Consider the following 16,326-nt stretch of genomic DNA (forward strand, 5'->3'; position numbering starts at 1 on the left):
CGGATCAGTGCTCCGCGGGGGCAGCCGGCACGAGCGGCTGGCCGATCTCGCCCAGCAGCTCGCCGAACCACTGCTGCGACACGTCGAACGCCTTGCCACCGGCGATGCGCGGGAACTCGATCGCGCGCAGGCGGTCGCCGTTCTCCTCGTCGTGACCGATCACGCCCGACTCGCCCTTGAACGCGCAGTCGACCGCGAGGTCCGTCATCGACTTGATGAGGCGCAGGTCCTCGGCGTTCGCGGCAGCCGCGCGGGAGTAGTAGCCCGACTTCTGGACCATGGTCTTCTCGGCGCCCAGCTTCTCCGCGAACTGCTTGGCGAACCAGGCACCCGGGTTGATGGTGTCGAGCTTGACGTGGCCGAACGGGTCGCGCTCGACCGTCTCGCCCGACTCCTCGAGCTGAGCCACGATCTCGTGCATGCCGGCACCCTCGGACAGGAAGATGTTGACGTTGCCGACCTCGTCCATGACGGTACGCAGGCGCGCGGCCTCGGCCTCGATGTCGAGCGCGAGCTCGGGGACGAAGACGGCGTGGATGTCCCACCGCTCCTTGGTCAGGCCGATGCCCGGGACCCACTCCTGCGTGTCGAGCCACTTGCGGTACTCGGCGGCGGACGCGGCGGTCAGCCAGCCGCAGTGACGGCCCATGACCTCGTGCACGATCAGCATGCGCGGGCCCGAGCGGTGCTCACCGATGATGTTGCGCGCGAACCCGGCGGCCTCCTCGGCCGCCGTCCACGCACCGAGCGACTGACGGATCGGGACCACGTCGTTGTCGATCGTCTTGGGCAGGCCCACGACCGTGAGCTCGTAGCCGTTCTCGTGGAGGTAGGCCGCGAGGTCAGCCGCCGTGGTGTTCGTGTCGTCGCCACCGATGGTGTGCAGGACGTCGACGCCGTCGGCCTTGAGCTGCTCCGCGGCGACCTGCAGCGGGTCCTGCCCCTCCTGGACGAGGCCGCGCTTGACGCAGTCCTTCGCGTTGGTGAGCTTGACGCGCGAGTTGCCGATCGGCGAGCCGCCGAAGCGGTGCAGCACGCCCGCCTTCTTGCGGGTCTCCGCGTCCACGACGATCTTCGTGCCGGTCAGCAGACCGTGGTAGCCGTGCTGGTAGGCGATGATCTCGACCTCGGGGGCGAGCTCGGTGTAGCGCTCGATCAGGCCACCCACGGCGGAGGACAGGCACGGGGCGAACCCTCCGGCCGTCAGGAGTGCGACGCGACGGACCTGCCGACGATCAGACATAGCAAAGGAGCCTCTCGTTGAAGGATGCCGCCGTGCCTGCGTCGTTCGACGCCGGGGATCACCCGGGGCAGCGGGACGGCCTGCTCCCTCAGTCTACTGACGGCGAGGGCTCCTCCTGCGGCGGTTCCGGAACCTGGACGTCCGGGACCGGCCTGCCGCCGGGCGCCGCGGGCGAGGCCGGAGGTGTGGTAGCGGTGGGACCGGTCGCGAGTCGGGCCTTGGCCGTCGCGGCGTAGATGTCGACGTACTCCTGGCCCGACAGGCTCATGATCGCGTACATGATCTCGTCCGCGACCGAGCGCAGGATGAAGCGGTCGTTCTCCATGCCCTTGTAGCGGCTGAAGTCGAGCGGCTCGCCGATCACGATCCCGATGCGCATGGGCTTGGGGATGACCTTGCCGATGGGCTGGGCGATGTTGGTGCCGATCATCGCGACGGGGACCACGGGCGCGCCGGACTCGAGCGCGAGCCGCGCGACGCCCGTCTTGCCGCGGTACAGGCGCCCGTCGGGGCTACGGGTGCCCTCGGGGTAGATCCCGAACAGCTCGCCGTCACCGAGGACCCTCAGGCCCGTGGTGAGCGCCGCCTCGCTGGCCTTGCCGCCCGCGCGGTCCACCGGGATGGTCCCCACGCCGCGCATGAAGCCGGCCGTCAGGCGCCCTTTGATCCCTTTGCCCGTGAAGTAGTCGGACTTGCCGAGGAACTGCACCTTGCGGTTCAGCACGAGAGGAAGGATGAACGAGTCGATGACCGCGAGGTGGTTGCTCGCGAGGATCGCGCCGCCCTCGTCGGGCACGTTCTCGACGCCGCGCGTCCACGGACGATAGAGCAGCCGGAGCAGGGGGCCGACCATCACCTGCTTCATGAACCAGTAGAACAACGTTCCTCCTTGGTGGCCCTCGCGAACACGAGGCGCTCTTCCGACTCTAGAGTGAACCCCATGGCCGCACCGAATGCAGGACCGCAGGGTGAGAACGACGGGAAGGACGACGCGATCGACCCGACCGACCCTGGATCGACCGACGCCTCGAGCACGCCCCACGACGACCTTCCCGACGTCGAGGCCCGCTGGGCCGACATCGTCGCGGACCTGTCCGACGTGTCCGCGGCGGCGGAGTCCGCGGCAGGCGCCGACCGCCCGTCACCCGCAGGCCCGCGCGACCTGCACGAGACCTTCCCCGTCGCACCCTGGGTCCAGGCCCCGGGACCCAGGGACTGGCCGACGACGCCCGAGGTCGAGGACCTGGAGGACGCCGAGAGCCACTTCGTTCCCCCTGACCCCGAGATCGGTGTGGGACGCGACCCGCTCATGACCATGGCGTGGGGGCTGGTCGCGGGCGTCCCCGTGCTGCTGCTCGTCGGCATGGTCGTGCTCCGCCCCTTCCCGACGATCGTCGCGCAGGTCGCGGGCGGGCTGTTCCTCGCGGGGCTGGGAGTGCTGCTCTGGCGCATGCCGCACCGCCGCGAGGACGACCACGCGGGACCGGGCGCCGTCGTCTGAGCCGGGTGGCGCCGTCGGGCCGTGGCCGGTGCGTCCGTCACGCGCCCTGCCCGGTTCGCCCTGCCCGACGGCGACGCTCGCCCGGGAGCGCGCGCTCCCCTGCGCGGCACGCGGCGCCGCGCAGCTCGGCCCCGGCCTCGTGCTGAGGCCGGGGCCGTGCGGGCGACTACCTGCGGGCGAGGTCGGCCGCGCCGACGATCCCGGCCTCGTTGCCCTGCTGCGCGAGGTCGATCTGTGCCTCGGGACGGTGGCCGCGGGCCGAGAGCTGGTCGGCGAAGGCCTTGCGGACCGGCTGGAGCAGCAGGTCGCCGGCCGCGCCCACGCCGCCGCCGATGACGATCAGCTCGGGGTCGAGCAGCGCGGTGACCGATGCGGCACCCTCGCCGATCCAGCGTCCCAGGGTCGCGAGCAGCTCGATCGCGAGCTCGTCGCCCGCCTGCGCGGCCTGCGTGATCTGGGGGCCGTTGAGCTTGGCCGGGTCTCCGCCCGCGAGCTCGAGCAGGAGGCTCGCACGGTCGGGCTGGGCGATGAGCGCGGCCTGCCCGTCACGCACGAGAGCGCTCCCGGAGGCGTACTGCTCCCAGCACCCCTCGTGCCCGCAGCCGCAGTAGTGACCGCCGGGCACGACGCGCATGTGACCGACCTCGGCCGCTGCGCCCCAGCGCCCGCGCACGAGCTTGCGGTCGACGATGACCGCGCCGCCCAGCCCGGTGCCGACCGTGAGCATGAGCATGTCCGAGGCGTCACGGCCCGCGCCGTACGCGAACTCGGCCCAGCCCGCCGCGTTGGCGTCGTTCTCGACGACGATCTTGACGACGTCGTCGCCGATGAGCGTGCGGACCTTGTCGGCCAGCGGGTACTCGCGCCACGCGATGTTGGGGGCGAACAGGACCGACGTGCGGTCAGGGCTCACGAAGCCGGCCGCGGCCAGGCCCATGGCCTCGACCTGGAACTCCTTGGACAGCTCCGCGTAGACGTCCGCGACCGCCGCGTCGATGCTCGCGACGTCGTCGGGCTCGGTGTCGCGACGCGTCTGCGCAAGGATCGTGCCGTTCTCGTCGACCACACCCGCGGCGATCTTCGTTCCGCCGATGTCGACTCCGATGGCATGCATGTCAGGTCCTCACTCACGTAGCGGTCTGGAACTCCCGATGAGAACACCAGCCGGTAACGGTTGTGCACCGCCTCGGCATCGGTTCTGCGTACGTCCGTCGGCTCCGAAGTCCGGTCGCTCCCGGTCTTCACCCAGGTTCGGCCTGAAATCTTGCGCAACAGCGCACAGCACCATGAAGAGTACCGACTCGACGGCGGTCAACGACACTTGCGACCAGTGGGTACTGTTCTCACACCGTCGACTTCTGCCACTGGAGCCAGCATGGACGAGTTCAGCGCACCGCGCATCATCGATGTCGATCCCCTCGACAACCTCAACGACCTCTTCGCGACCCGCGTCGCCGCCGGGCCCGACCTCCCCATGATCGAGGTCAAGAGCGGGCCGGGCGCCCCCTGGAAGACCCTCTCGGCACGGGAGGTCGACGCCGACGTCGTCTCCGTGGCCAAGGGCCTCGTCGCACTGGGCATCGAGCCCGGCGACCACGTCGGCATCATGTCCCGCACCCGCTACGAGTGGACGCTGCTCGACTGGGCGACCTGGGCCGCGGGAGCCGTGCCCGTGCCCCTCTACGAGACCTCGAGCGCCGAGCAGGTCCAGTGGATCCTCTCGGACGCGGCCGTCAAGCTGCTCGTCGTCGAGTCCGCCGCGCACGCCGCGACCGTCGCCGAGGTCCGCGAGGGGACGCCCGAGCTCCGCGACGTGATCGTGATCGACGACGGCGGGATCGCCGCGCTCAAGGAGGCGGGCAAGGACGTCAGCGACGACGAGATCACCCGCCGCCGCGGACTGGCGAACCTCGCCGACGTCGCGACCATCATCTACACCTCGGGCACGACCGGCCGCCCCAAGGGCGCCGAGCTCACGCACGAGAACTTCTACTCGCTGACCGTCAACGCGGTCGAGGCGCTGCCCGAGGTCTTCGCCGAGGCCAACGGCCGGACGCTGCTCTTCATGCCGCTCGCGCACGTGTTCGCGCGCTTCATCGGCGTGCTCGTGGTCGCGGGCGGCACGGTGCTGGGCCACACCCCGGACACCAAGACCCTCCTCGAGGACCTGGGCGAGTTCAAGCCGACGTACATCCTCTCGGTGCCCCGCGTGTTCGAGAAGGTCTACAACTCCTCCGAGCAGAAGGCCGCCGCGGGGGGCAAGGTCAAGATCTTCCACTGGGCCGCTGCGACCGCGATCGCCTGGTCGCGCGCGCTCGACACCCCCAAGGGCCCCGGCATCGGCCTCACGATCCAGCACAAGGTCGCCGACGCGCTCGTCTACAAGAAGCTGCGCGCGGCGCTCGGCGGCCAGACCAAGTGGGCCGTCTCGGGCGGCGCGCCGCTCGGCGAGCGGTTGGGCCACTTCTACCGGGGCATCGGCATCCGCATCCTCGAGGGCTACGGCCTGACCGAGTCCACGGCCCCGACGTCGGTCAACCGCCCCACGGCGACCAAGATCGGGACGGTCGGCCCTCAGCTGCCCGGCTGCGGCGCCAAGATCGCGGAGGACGGCGAGATCCTCCTCCAGGGGCACCACATCTTCCGCGGCTATCACAACAACCCGCAGGCCACGGCCGACGCGTTCGTCGACGGCTGGTTCCGCACGGGAGACCTGGGCTCGCTCGACGAGGACGGGTTCCTGCGCATCACCGGGCGCAAGAAGGAGATCATCGTGACCGCGGGCGGGAAGAACGTCGCCCCGGCCGTGCTCGAGGACCGCATCCGGGCGCACGCGCTCGTGAGCCAGTGCGTGGTCGTCGGCGACGGGCAGCCGTTCATCGGTGCGCTCGTGACGCTCGACCCCGAGGGCCTGCCGGGCTGGCTCGCGATGCACGGCAAGGAGCCCATGAGCGTCGAGGCCGCGGCGCTCGACGTCGACGTGCTCGCGGCGCTCGACACCGCGGTGGACCGCGCCAACAAGGCCGTCTCGCGCGCCGAGTCGATCCGCAAGTTCACCATCCTGGCCACGGACTTCACGGTCGAGAACGGGTACCTGACGCCGTCGCTCAAGGTCAAGCGCAGCGTCGTGCTCCAGGACTTCTCGGTCGAGGTCGACGCGATCTACTCGAGCGCGCCCGCGCAGTGACCTGACGCGACCTGAGTCGCCTGCACGTCGGGCGCGGCGGGCCCAGGCGGCCGGCCCCCACCAGGGGCCGGCCGTCGTCACGTCCCGGCAGGCTCCGCCGAGGGTGACGCACCCACGCGCCGAGGGTGACGCACCGGCGGACGCTCAGAGCCGCGCGAGCCGCCCGACGAGCGCGGGCGAGCCGATCGCGACCGCGCCCATGGCCTGGACGTCGTCGGCGACCTCGCGGTCGCTCGTCACGACGGCCACGGGCCGACCCTCGGGCTCCGCGGCGACCAGGCGCCGGATCAGGTGGTCGGCGATCTCCCCGGACGAGAACAGGACCCGGACCCCGCGCGTGCTCGCGGGCGGCATGTGCCCCAGCTCCTGGCCGTCGAAGCAGCACGTGACCTCGGCGCCCGTGCGCGAGGCGATGCGCACGAGCCCGTCGACGAGGCGACGCCTCTGCTGCGCGAGGGTGAGCGTGCCGAACCCCGACTTGCTGACGTTGTACCCGTCGACGATCAGGTGCATCTGGGGCACGGCGAGCACGTCGTCGAGCAGTGCCGGGTCGTCGCCCGCGCGGCCCCGTGAGCCCGGTCGTGTCGTGCTGCCCGTGCCGTGGCCGGCGGCGTCGACCTCGACGGGTGCCACGGTGTCGCCGGGTCGCAGCGTGGTCGGCGGGAGCCCGAGCTCCCGGCGGAGGCCGACCGCGGCGTCGACGACGGTCTCCAGCAGCAGGCGCGCCCGCGCGTTCGCGAGCTCGGCCCCGGTGTGCGTGAGGGTGCGCGCCTCGTCGCGGGCCGCGTGGGCCCGTTCGAGCACGACCGCGGCCTCGCGCCGCTCCGTGGCTGCCTGCGCGCAGAGCGCCTCGGCGGCCTGCGTGCGCGCGTCGGCCTCCGCGCGGGCCGCGCGCGCCTCGGAGCGGGCCCGGTCGGCGTCCGAGCGCAGCCTGCGCTCGGCGCGGCGCAGGCTCGCGACCTCGGCACGGGCCTCCTCGAGCGCCGCACGGTCCGCGGCCGCGGCCTGCTTGGCCGCGTCGAGCTCGGCGAGGGCCCTGTCGCGCTCGATCACGGCCCGTTCGGCCTCCTGGGCCTGGCGTTGCTCGTGCGCGCGCTCCTGGGCGTCCTGGAGCGCGCGCACGAGGTAGGTCTCCCAGCCGTCCGGACGCAGCAGGAACGCACCGACGGCCAGGTCCACGGCGTGCCCCGCCCGGTCGCGGGCGGCCGGTCCGGGCTCGCCGTCCTGCCCGACGGCGCCGCTCACCTCGGGTGCGACCGTGCGGTCGGCGTCGTCGGGCACGAGCTCGCGCGCTTCCCGCGGGTGCACCGTGCTCCACGCAGCCGCGACCGCGGACCGGAACGACGGGCTCGTCTCGAGCGCCTGCCAGAGCGGGACCGCGCCGGACGCGGCGCGCCGGCGGGGGGCGAAGGTCCTGACGCGGCGCAGCGAGGACGGGACCGCGGCGGGGTCCCACGCGCCGAGCGTGCGGGCGGCCAGCTCGAGGAGCTGGGCACGGACCTCGGGAGTGACGGGCGGGAGGGAGGCGTCACCCTCGGGCTGCGGGCCCGTGGACTGTCCCGGCAGGTCGGCCGAGTGCTGCACAGCGTCCTTGTTGTCCCGACTCGTCCCATCCATGGGTCAACACTACGGGCCCACGGGACGTCGGGGCCCGGCGGCACGGCGCGGGTGTGCGGGCGGGTGCGTGCCGCGTGCCGGCCGGGGATCCGCCGGGCGTGTCGGTACCCCCGGGTAGGTTCTGGCCCATGCCGTCCCCGACCGCCGCAGCCTCGGCCGCTCCCCCGCAGCTCTCGGTCCGTGCGTTCACCCCGGACGGCGTGCCCGGGAGCACGCCCGTCCAGCTCGGCCTCGACGAGCTGGGCACCCCGCTGCGGGACGTCACGTTCGTCGTGGTGGACCTCGAGACGACGGGCGGCTCGCCGGCCTCGGCGGGCATCACCGAGATCGGCGCCGTCAAGGTCCGCGGCGGCGAGGTCCTCGGTGAGTTCCAGACCCTCGTCGACCCCGGCACGCCCGTCCCGGCGTTCATCGCCCGCCTCACCGGGATCACCACCGCGATGGTCGCGACCGCACCCCCGATCCGGGCAGTGCTGCCCTCGTTCCTCGAGTTCTCCCGGGGCGCGGTCCTGGTCGCGCACAACGCGCCGTTCGACATCGGCTTCCTCAAGGCGGCCGCGCGCGACGCGGGCTACGACTGGCCCGGCAACCAGGTCCTCGACACGGTCCCTCTCGCCCGACGCGTCGTGACACGCGACGAGGCCCCCAACCACAAGCTCTCGACGCTCGCCGCGCTCTTCCACGCTGCCGTGACCCCGGAGCACCGGGCGTTGGCCGACGCGCGCGCCACGGTCGACGTCCTGCACGCGCTGCTCGAACGGCTCGCCCCGTTCGGTGTCACGCACCTCGAGGACCTCGCGACCGCGACGGACCCGGTCCCGCCCGACGTGCGGCGCAAGCGCACGCTCGCCGACGGTCTCCCGGACGCACCGGGCGTCTACCTGTTCCGCGGGCCGGGCGAGGAGGTCCTGTACGTGGGGACGTCGACCTCGATCCGCCGCCGGGTCCGCAGCTACTTCACGGCCGCGGAGAAGCGCAGCCGCATGACCGAGATGGTGCGCATCGCGCACGCCGTGACGCCCGTCGTGTGCGCGACCGTGCTCGAGGCGCAGGTGCGCGAGCTGCGGCTCATCGCCGAGCACTCGCCCCGCTACAACCGTCGTTCCAAGTTTCCCGAGCGCATGAGCTGGGTGCGACTGACGCGCGAGCACCACCCGCGGCTCTCGATCGTCCAGGACGTCAGGCCCGATGCCGCGCACATCGGCCCCTACTCGTCGCGGAGACAGGCCCAGCAGGCGATCGACGCGATGCACGACGCGCTGCCCCTGCGCCAGTGCACGCCGCGCCTGCCGCTGCTGCCCGCCCCTGGGACCAGCGCGTGCGCTCTCGCCGAGATGGGGCGGTGCGGCGCGCCCTGCACGACGAAGCAGGAACCGGACGGCTACCCCGCCGTCGTGGACCGAGCACGGCGGACGCTGCTCGCAGACCCGAGCGACGTCGTCGAGCCCCTGACCGCGAGGATCGCCGCGCTCGCCGCCGACGAACGCTACGAGCAGGCCGCCGAGGTCACCGCGCGCCTCGAGGCGTTCCTGCTCGGGGCGGGACGCGCGCAACGGCTCGGGCCGCTCGCGGAGTGCGCCGAGCTCGTCGCCGCCAAGGCCCTCGACCGGGGCGGGTGGGAGATCGTCGTGGTGCGCCACGCCCGCCTCGCGGCGACCGGGGTCTCGGCCCCGGGCGCCGACCCGTGGCCCACCGTCGAGGCGCTCGTCGCGACGGCCGAGGAGGTCACGCCGCCCGTCGCGCCCGCGCCCGCCTGCCACCCGCACGAGGCCGAGCTCGTGCTCGGCTGGCTGGAGCAGCCGGGTGTCCGGCTGGTCGACGTGACGCACCCCCTCGCGTGGCCCGTCCGCTCGGCACGCGCCTTCGCGGACCGCGACCGCACCGCGCAGCACGTCGCCCAGCACGTCGAGGCTAGATTGGACCCCGGTTCGTCGAACGACGAGCCCCGCGCCTCGGACCCGACGGAGGACCCATGCTGACCGCGATCGTGCTGATCGACACCGAACCGAACCTCATCCCCGAGGTGGCCTCGCAGGTCGCCGCGCTCCGCGGTGTCAGCGAGGTCTACTCGGTCACCGGGAAGGCCGACCTCGTGGCCATGGTCCGCGTCCAGGAGCACGACGACCTCGCCGACGTGATCGCCGACCGGGTCAGCAAGATCGAGGGCGTGCTGCGCACCGAGACCTTCATCGCGTTCCGCGCGTACTCCGACGTCGACCTCGAGCAGGCCTTCGCCCTGGGGCTCGACGACTGACCCACGCACGAGGGCGGGGTGCGGACGCTCTCCCGTCCGCACCCCGCCCTCGTCGTTCGCCTGTCGTCAGCGCGTCGAGGCGGCGACCCAGCGCTCCAGGACGCCCGCCGCCGCCCCGGAGTCCACGCTCGTCGCCGCGTGCGCCATGCCCGCGCGCAGACGCTCGACGAGGGTCCCCTCCGCGGTCCCGGGCAGGCTCGCGTCCGCGACGAGCGCGGCCGCGGCGTTGAGCAGCACGGTCTCCCGCACGGGACCGGCCTCGCCCGCGAGCACGCGACGCGCGACCTCGGCGTTGAACGTCGCGTCGGCCCCGCGCAGGTCCTCGACCGAGATCCGCTGCAGGCCGAGCTCGGCCGCGGCGTCGAGCGACCGGGTCGTGACCGAGCCGTCACGCACCTCCCAGACGGTCGAGGTTCCGGTCGCCGCGAGCTCGTCGAGGCCGTCGTCCCCCCGGAACACGAGGGCCGAGGTGCCGCGCGACGCGAAGACGCCGGCCACGAGCGGTGCCATGCGCTCGTCGGCGACCCCGACGGCGGTCGCGGGAGGCTGGGCCGGGTTCGTCAAGGGCCCGAGGAAGTTGAACGCCGTCGGGATCCCGAGCTCCTTGCGCGCGACCGCCGAGTGCCGGAACGAGGGGTGGAAGACCTGCGCGAAGCAGAACGTGATGCCGACCTCCTCGACCAGCTGCGTGACCCGCTCCGGGGACTGGTCGAGGCGGATGCCCAGGACCTCGAGCACGTCGGCCGAGCCCGACGACGACGACGCAGCCCGGTTGCCGTGCTTGACGACCCGCACGCCCGTCCCGGCGATCACAACCGCAGCCATGGTCGAGATGTTGACCGTGTGCGCTCGGTCGCCGCCCGTCCCGACGATGTCCACCGTCGGGCCCTGCACCGTGAACCGGGTCGCGTGAGCCAGCATCGCGTCGGCCAGGCCTCGCAGCTCGCCCACGGTCTCGCCCTTGGACCGCAGCGCGACGAGGAACGCAGCGAGGCGGACCGGGCTGACCTCTCCCGACAGGACCATGTCCATGGCCCACGCCGTCATCTGCGGGGTCAGCTCGCGCCCCGCGATGAGCTCGGAGAGGAGGCCCGGCCACGACGGCGCCGTCTGCTCAGGCACCAGGGAGGCGCCCTGGGGTGCGAGGACGGACGGGACGGTTGCCGGTGTGCCCGGTGTCGTGGTCACGGGATCTGCCCTTCATGAGGTCATTCGACCAGCGAGACGATCGCTCGCTGCAGCTCGATCGCGTCGAACGGCCGGGGGACGGCCTCGTCGGCGAGCGACCACGATGCTAGCCAACCGTCCTGCGGCCTGCCGGTGAGGACCAGAACCGGGGGGCACCGGAAGATCTCGTTCTTGAGCTGGCGGCACAGGCCCATTCCTCCGGCCTTGTCGGCCTCGCCGTCGAGCACGAGGAGGTCCCATCCGCCGGCGTCGGCCGCGGCCACGACGGCCGTGGAGGTCGCGACCTCCTTCCAGACGATGTCGGGTGCTCCTGCCCGCACGCGACGCCCGACGGCGAGGCGCACCTGCTCCCGCACCGTCACGTCGTCGCTGTAGAGCAGGATGTGCGGCGCGCGTGCGGCCTGGGCCGGCCCGACCCCGGACAGCGCGTCCTGCTCGGGGTGGGTGGTGGTCAGGTCGCTCGTCGTCGACGTCATCGTCGCCTCCTTCTGGGTCGGGTCTCGTCCGGTTCCCGGTCGAGCCTGCGTGCCTGCCGGTCGTCCGGTGGGAGACCACCGCGATCACCGAGCCGCAGGCACAGCACTCCTGGGAATCTTGGCACGTGCGGCGCCCGGGCGACATCCTCGCGCGCCGGGGCGGACGAGGGTGTTCCAGGCCGTGGTCACGGCTCCCGAAATACCGCCGTTTCATGGCACTTCACCGTGATCCGTCATGAAGTGCAGGGCTTGGTGGGAGAATCTGGAGAGTTTGTGAGATTCGCCGCGCGCAACCCCCCGATCCAGTGGTCCAAATCGCTCCGCGGTCGGCCATAATGGCTGATGTGTCGACCGCAACGGCTGCCCCCCACGCCCACCAGCACGTGAGCGTCAACCGACCGAACCCTGTCTCGGTCGGGACGATCGTGTGGCTGGCCAGCGAGCTCATGTTCTTCGCTGGACTGTTCGCTATGTACTTCACCGCTCGATCGGTGATACCCGCCGAGGAGTGGGCTTCTCAGACCGAGAAGCTCAACATCCCCTTCGCCGTGATCAACACGTCGATCCTGGTGCTGTCCTCCGTGACGTGCCAGCTGGGTGTCCTCGCGGCGGAGCGTTTCCAGCCCGTCCGCACCGGATCGATCCTCCAGGTCAACCGGTGGGGGATGAACGAGTGGATCACGCTCACGTACCTCATGGGTGCGTTCTTCATCGGCGGTCAGGTCTACGAGTACGCCGAGCTCGTGCACGAGGGACTCACCATCTCGTCGCACCCCTACGGCTCGGTCTTCTTCCTGGCCACGGGCTTCCACGGACTCCACGTCGTGGGTGGTCTGATCGCCTTCCTGTTCCTTCTCGGCCGGTCCTTCGCCGCCAAGAACTTCGGGCACCACGAGGCCACCACCGGCATCGTGACGTCCTACTACTGGCACTTCGTCGACGTCGTGTGGATCGCACTCTTCTTCGTGATCTACATCCTCCGTTGACGCGGTGACGCCCGCGGCACCGATGCCCGGACAACCACATCTGCCCCCTGCACCCCCCACTTGCGAGACGAGGATCATTTCGTGAAGGCACTCGCCGCCCGCAGGCACCACCGCTTCGCACCGGTCGTGCTGCTGCTGCTGGCGCTGCTGGTCACCGGCGGCGTCTACGCCGCCTTTGCCCCGAGTCCAGCCAGCGCTGACACCGCCAGCACCGAGGACATCGAGACAGGCCAGAAGCTTTTCCAGGCGAACTGCGCCACCTGCCACGGCCCCAGCGCCGAGGGATCGGACACCGTCCCGTCCCTCGTCGGCGTCGGAGCGGCCGCTGTCGACTTCCAGGTGTCGACCGGTCGTATGCCCATGCAGATGGAAGGCCCCCAGGCCATCCAGAAGCCGCGCCAGTTCGACGAGGAGCAGACGGCGCAGCTCGCTGCGTACGTCGCCTCCCTGGGCGCCGGCCCGGCGATCCCCACGGACGAGCAGGTCGACGCCTCGCTCGGTGACCCGTCGAACGGTGCTGCGGTCTTCCGCACCAACTGCGCGATGTGCCACAACGCCGTCGGCGCGGGCGGTGCCCTGTCCGAGGGCAAGTTCGCCCCCGCGCTGTGGGAGACCTCGGAGCGCAACATCTACCAGGCGATGCAGACCGGGCCGCAGTCCATGCCGGTCTTCAACGACATGAACGTGACGCCCGACGAGAAGCGCGACGTCATCGCCTACCTCGTCGAGCAGCGTGACGGTTCCGCCGGTGGACTCGACCTTGGTTCTCTCGGCCCCGTCAGCGAGGGCCTGTGGGTGTGGATCGTGGGCATGGGCCTGCTGATCGGCGCCGCTGTGTGGATCGGAGCGAAGTCGTCGTGAGCGACAACCAGAACTCGACAGACCTGACGACGCAGGACGGGCACGAGCTCGACCGCTTCCAGGATCCGGGTATCCCGGCTCACAAGAGCCGGATGGCAGACCGTGACCCGAAGGCCGCCAAGCGTGCCGAGAAGCAGGTCGTGATCCTCTTCACGATCTCGATCATCGGCACCATCGGCATGCTCGTCGCGTTCTTCGCGCTGCCGGAGGACACCTCGATCGCGGGGATCCGGACGGCCAACCTCGTCATCGGGCTCGGCCTGGCCTTCTCGCTGCTCGGCATCGGGCTGGCCGCCGTGCACTGGGCGAAGACCCTCATGTCGGACCACGAGCACGTCGACGAGCGGCACGCCCAGCGCAGCTCGGACGCGGTCCGTGCCGAAGCCGTGCAGGCACTCACCGAGGGTGCTCAGGACTCCGGTATCGCCCGTCGTGGCGTGCTCAAGGGTGCGGTCGTCACCGCTCTCGCGCTCTTTCCGCTCGCGATCGCTGTTCCCCTCGTGGCCGAGGTGGGTGGAGACTGGAACGTCAGCAAGTTCCGCCACACGCTCTGGAAGCCCAAGATGCGCCTCGCGCTCGACCCCTCGGGCCGCCCGATCAAGGCCGAGGACGTCACGATCGGCAGCGCCTTCCACGTCATCCCCGACGTGCCGGAGGAGGTGCGCACCTCGCACGAGTGGATCTCCGAGAAGGCCAAGGCGATCGTCCTGATGGTCCGTCTCGATCCTCGTGACCTCAAGGAGGCCGAGGACCGCAAGGACTGGTCGTACGACGGCATCGTCGCCTACTCCAAGGTGTGCACCCACGTCGGGTGCCCGGTCGCGCTCTACGAACAGCAGACGCACCACCTGCTGTGCCCGTGCCACCAGTCGACCTTCGACGTCGCGGACGGCGCCAAGGTCGTGTTCGGGCCCGCCAAGCGGCCGCTGCCGCAGCTGCCGATCACCGTTGACGACGAGGGCTACCTGATCGCGCAGAGCGACTTCCTGGAGCCCGTCGGACCGAGCTACTGGGAGCGCCTCAAGTGAGCACCAGCACCGCGGGACCCGCTGAAGCGACCGCAGACTATCTGGACCAGCGGACCGGCATCGCCGGGGCCGTCAAGGAGTTCGCCCGCAAGGTCTTCCCTGACCACTGGTCGTTCCTCCTGGGCGAGATCGCCCTCTACTCGTTCGTCGTCCTCATCCTCTCGGGCTTCTTCCTGACGATGTTCTTCGTGCCGAGCATGGGCCTGGTCACCTACCACGGCGAGCCCGCCACGATGGACGGCCAGCTCATGTCCGAGGCCTTCGCCTCGACGCTGCACACCTCGTTCGAGGTGCGCGGCGGTCTCCTGATGCGTCAGATCCACCACTGGTCGGCCCTGCTCTTCATGGCCGCGATCGTGACGCACATGATGCGCGTCTTCTTCACCGGGGCGTTCCGCAAGCCGCGTGAGCTCAACTGGATGGTCGGGTTCCTCCTGATGATCCTCGGGCTCGGCGCGGGCTTCACGGGCTACTCGCTCCCGGACGACGTGCTCTCCGGCAACGGTCTGCGCATCACCGACGGCGTGGTCAAGTCGATCCCGATCATCGGCTCGTACATGTCGTACTTCATCTTCGGTGGCGAGTTCCCGGGCGAGCACATCATCCCGAGGCTCTTCACGCTGCACATCCTCGTGGTCCCGGGCCTCATCCTGGCGCTCGTCGCCCTCCACCTGTTCTTCGTCGTGCTGCACAAGCACACGCAGTACCCGGGTGGCGGCCGCACCAACGCCAACGTGGTCGGCTTCCCGCTGTTCCCCGTGTACGTGGCCAAGGCCGGCGGCTTCTTCTTCGTGGTGTTCGGCGTCATCGCCGCGATGGGCGCCACGATGGCGATCAACAACGTCTGGAACTACGGACCGTACGACCCCTCCCCCGTCTCGGCCGGTGCTCAACCCGACTGGTACATGCTGTTCCTCGAGGGTTCTCTGCGACTGATGCCTGGGCAGACCGAGTACGTCATCTTGGGCTACACGCTCTCGCTGAACGTCCTGATCCCCGCCGTGGTGATCCCTGGTCTGCTGTTCACGTTCCTCGCGCTCTACCCGTTCATCGAGGCGGCGGTGACCAAGGACAAGCGCGAGCACCACGTGCTCGACCGTCCGCGCAACGTCCCGGTCCGCACGGGCCTGGGTGTCGGCTTCCTGACGGCGTTCATCATCCTGGCCCTCGCCGGGTCGAACGACCTCATCGCGACGCACTTCCACCTGTCGATCAACTCGATCACGTGGGTGTTCCGTGTGCTGCTGTTCGTCGGCCCGGTGATCGCGTTCTGGATCACCAAGCGCATCTGCCTCGGGCTGCAGCGCAAGGACCGCGAGCTCGTCCTGCACGGTCACGAGACCGGACGCATCGTGCGCTTCGCGCACGGTGAGTACATCGAGGTCCACCGCCCGCTCGACGACCAGGAGCGCTGGCTCCGTGTGAACTACACGGCACACGCTCCCCTGGAGATCGAGCCGGCGACCGACTCTCGCGGTGTGCGCCGCAAGGGCTACAAGAAGGACCGCCGGATGCAGCGCCTGTCGCGCTTCTTCTACGAGGACCGGGTCGAGCCCGTGACCCCCTCCGAGCTGGCGGCGTCCCACTCGCACGGCGAGCACGACGCCCTCGGTACCGCGGACCCCACGCACGCCGTGGAGTCGGGTTCCGCAGTGGGAGGCGGCAGCCACATCGTCAGCCCTGACGACACCGGCAGCACCAAGCACTGACCTGCTCCCCCTGCGGAGCACGACGACCCGTGAGACGGTCCGGCACCAGCCGGAACATCTCACGGGTCGTTCGCGTTCCACAGGTGTCGTGTTCGCCCGGTTGTGCACCGGCCGGACCTTTCGCCACAGTTGTCGCACCGTCCGCGGTACGGCGCACCGATCCAGGAGGCCTTCCGTCATGGCTGTCTACACCCTTCCCGAGCTGTCGTACGACTACGGCGCACTCGAGCCCCACATCTCCGGCCGCATCATGGAGCTGCACCACTCCAAGCACCA

14 protein-coding genes and 1 pseudogene are annotated in these 16,326 nt (G+C 70.9%); 9 read left to right on the forward strand and 6 right to left on the reverse strand.

Annotated elements, in window-relative coordinates; translation table 11 throughout:
* Positions 1 to 4: 4 nt before the first annotated feature.
* Together IE95_RS0115585 and IE95_RS0115590 are read right to left on the reverse strand one after the other, a co-directional pair.
* Entirely contained in the window at positions 5 to 1,243 is a 1,239-nt protein-coding gene (locus tag IE95_RS0115585) for a pyrophosphate--fructose-6-phosphate 1-phosphotransferase (protein ID WP_030152543.1), read from the reverse strand.
* Between the two features lie 88 nt (positions 1,244 to 1,331).
* Entirely contained in the window at positions 1,332 to 2,123 is a 792-nt protein-coding gene (locus IE95_RS0115590) for a lysophospholipid acyltransferase family protein (RefSeq protein WP_240666411.1), read from the reverse strand.
* A gap of 60 nt (positions 2,124 to 2,183) precedes the next feature.
* Between IE95_RS0115590 and IE95_RS19745 the strand changes: the two genes are divergently transcribed.
* The gene (locus IE95_RS19745) at positions 2,184 to 2,744 is read left to right on the forward strand and encodes a hypothetical protein (RefSeq protein ID WP_030152545.1); all 561 of its coding nucleotides are present in this window, start codon (positions 2,184 to 2,186) and stop codon (positions 2,742 to 2,744) included.
* Positions 2,745 to 2,910: 166 nt separating this feature from the next.
* On the opposite strand, the gene IE95_RS0115600 is transcribed toward IE95_RS19745, so the two are convergent.
* Entirely contained in the window at positions 2,911 to 3,858 is a 948-nt protein-coding gene (locus tag IE95_RS0115600) for an ROK family glucokinase (RefSeq protein WP_030152546.1), read from the reverse strand.
* A gap of 261 nt (positions 3,859 to 4,119) precedes the next feature.
* Between IE95_RS0115600 and IE95_RS0115605 the strand changes: the two genes are divergently transcribed.
* Positions 4,120 to 5,931 (forward strand): AMP-dependent synthetase/ligase, encoded by a 1,812-nt coding sequence (locus IE95_RS0115605; RefSeq protein ID WP_030152547.1) that lies wholly within the window; start codon positions 4,120 to 4,122, stop codon positions 5,929 to 5,931.
* Positions 5,932 to 6,075: 144 nt separating this feature from the next.
* Here IE95_RS0115605 and IE95_RS0115610 read toward each other — a convergent pair whose 3' ends face one another.
* Complete coding sequence (locus IE95_RS0115610; protein WP_084690342.1) at positions 6,076 to 7,548, reverse strand: NYN domain-containing protein; 1,473 nt, start codon at positions 7,546 to 7,548, stop codon at positions 6,076 to 6,078.
* A 128-nt stretch (positions 7,549 to 7,676) separates the two neighbouring features.
* Between IE95_RS0115610 and IE95_RS0115615 the strand changes: the two genes are divergently transcribed.
* Both IE95_RS0115615 and IE95_RS0115620 read left to right on the forward strand, forming a co-directional pair.
* On the forward strand, positions 7,677 to 9,527 hold the full coding sequence (locus IE95_RS0115615; RefSeq protein WP_084690343.1) for a DEDD exonuclease domain-containing protein: 1,851 nt from the start codon (positions 7,677 to 7,679) through the stop codon (positions 9,525 to 9,527).
* Positions 9,521 to 9,802 (forward strand): Lrp/AsnC family transcriptional regulator, encoded by a 282-nt coding sequence (locus IE95_RS0115620; RefSeq protein WP_030152550.1) that lies wholly within the window; start codon positions 9,521 to 9,523, stop codon positions 9,800 to 9,802. The genes IE95_RS0115615 and IE95_RS0115620 overlap by 7 nt, the downstream gene beginning before the upstream one ends.
* Positions 9,803 to 9,868: 66 nt before the next feature.
* Here IE95_RS0115620 and trpD read toward each other — a convergent pair whose 3' ends face one another.
* Together trpD and IE95_RS0115630 are read right to left on the reverse strand one after the other, a co-directional pair.
* Positions 9,869 to 10,924 carry an anthranilate phosphoribosyltransferase gene (trpD, locus tag IE95_RS0115625; protein WP_030152551.1) on the reverse strand — a complete coding sequence of 352 codons (1,056 nt, stop codon included), beginning with the start codon at positions 10,922 to 10,924 and terminating at the stop codon, positions 9,869 to 9,871.
* Positions 10,925 to 11,010: 86 nt separating this feature from the next.
* Positions 11,011 to 11,466, reverse strand: a complete 456-nt coding sequence (locus tag IE95_RS0115630; protein ID WP_030152552.1) for a hypothetical protein — start codon at positions 11,464 to 11,466, stop codon at positions 11,011 to 11,013.
* Positions 11,467 to 11,801: 335 nt separating this feature from the next.
* Here IE95_RS0115630 and ctaE point away from each other — a divergent pair, with 335 nt between their 5' ends.
* The 5 genes and pseudogenes from ctaE to IE95_RS20210 form a co-directional block, all read left to right on the forward strand.
* Complete coding sequence (gene ctaE, locus IE95_RS0115635; protein ID WP_084690345.1) at positions 11,802 to 12,452, forward strand: aa3-type cytochrome oxidase subunit III; 651 nt, start codon at positions 11,802 to 11,804, stop codon at positions 12,450 to 12,452.
* A gap of 81 nt (positions 12,453 to 12,533) precedes the next feature.
* Positions 12,534 to 13,313, forward strand: coding sequence for a cytochrome bc1 complex diheme cytochrome c subunit (qcrC, locus tag IE95_RS0115640; protein WP_030152554.1), 780 nt, complete (start codon positions 12,534 to 12,536; stop codon positions 13,311 to 13,313).
* Positions 13,310 to 14,341, forward strand: coding sequence for a cytochrome bc1 complex Rieske iron-sulfur subunit (gene qcrA / locus IE95_RS0115645; protein ID WP_030152555.1), 1,032 nt, complete (start codon positions 13,310 to 13,312; stop codon positions 14,339 to 14,341). The genes qcrC and qcrA overlap by 4 nt, the downstream gene beginning before the upstream one ends.
* Positions 14,338 to 16,050: a cytochrome bc1 complex cytochrome b subunit gene (gene qcrB, locus IE95_RS0115650; protein ID WP_030152556.1), complete on the forward strand. Its 1,713-nt coding sequence runs from the start codon at positions 14,338 to 14,340 to the stop codon at positions 16,048 to 16,050. Before qcrA ends, qcrB begins: the two co-directional genes overlap by 4 nt.
* Before the next feature lie 178 nt (positions 16,051 to 16,228).
* Positions 16,229 to 16,326, forward strand: a pseudogene (locus IE95_RS20210) (superoxide dismutase); the annotation flags it as partial.

This window comes from Oerskovia turbata (genome assembly GCF_000718325.1).
Lineage (GTDB): Bacteria > Actinomycetota > Actinomycetes > Actinomycetales > Cellulomonadaceae > Oerskovia > Oerskovia turbata.

What these genes read in the sequence shown, in the direction of transcription:
- IE95_RS0115585 (WP_030152543.1), bottom strand. Translation starts at nt 1,243, where the DNA reads ATGTCTGATCGTCGGCAGGTCCGTCGCGTCGCACTCCTGACGGCCGGA.
- IE95_RS19745 (WP_030152545.1), top strand. Translation starts at nt 2,184, where the DNA reads ATGGCCGCACCGAATGCAGGACCGCAGGGTGAGAACGACGGGAAGGAC.
- IE95_RS0115600 (WP_030152546.1), bottom strand. Translation starts at nt 3,858, where the DNA reads ATGCATGCCATCGGAGTCGACATCGGCGGAACGAAGATCGCCGCGGGT.
- IE95_RS0115605 (WP_030152547.1), top strand. Translation starts at nt 4,120, where the DNA reads ATGGACGAGTTCAGCGCACCGCGCATCATCGATGTCGATCCCCTCGAC.
- IE95_RS0115610 (WP_084690342.1), bottom strand. Translation starts at nt 7,548, where the DNA reads ATGGATGGGACGAGTCGGGACAACAAGGACGCTGTGCAGCACTCGGCC.
- IE95_RS0115615 (WP_084690343.1), top strand. Translation starts at nt 7,677, where the DNA reads ATGCCGTCCCCGACCGCCGCAGCCTCGGCCGCTCCCCCGCAGCTCTCG.
- IE95_RS0115620 (WP_030152550.1), top strand. Translation starts at nt 9,521, where the DNA reads ATGCTGACCGCGATCGTGCTGATCGACACCGAACCGAACCTCATCCCC.
- IE95_RS0115630 (WP_030152552.1), bottom strand. Translation starts at nt 11,466, where the DNA reads ATGACGTCGACGACGAGCGACCTGACCACCACCCACCCCGAGCAGGAC.
- ctaE (WP_084690345.1), top strand. Translation starts at nt 11,802, where the DNA reads ATGGCTGATGTGTCGACCGCAACGGCTGCCCCCCACGCCCACCAGCAC.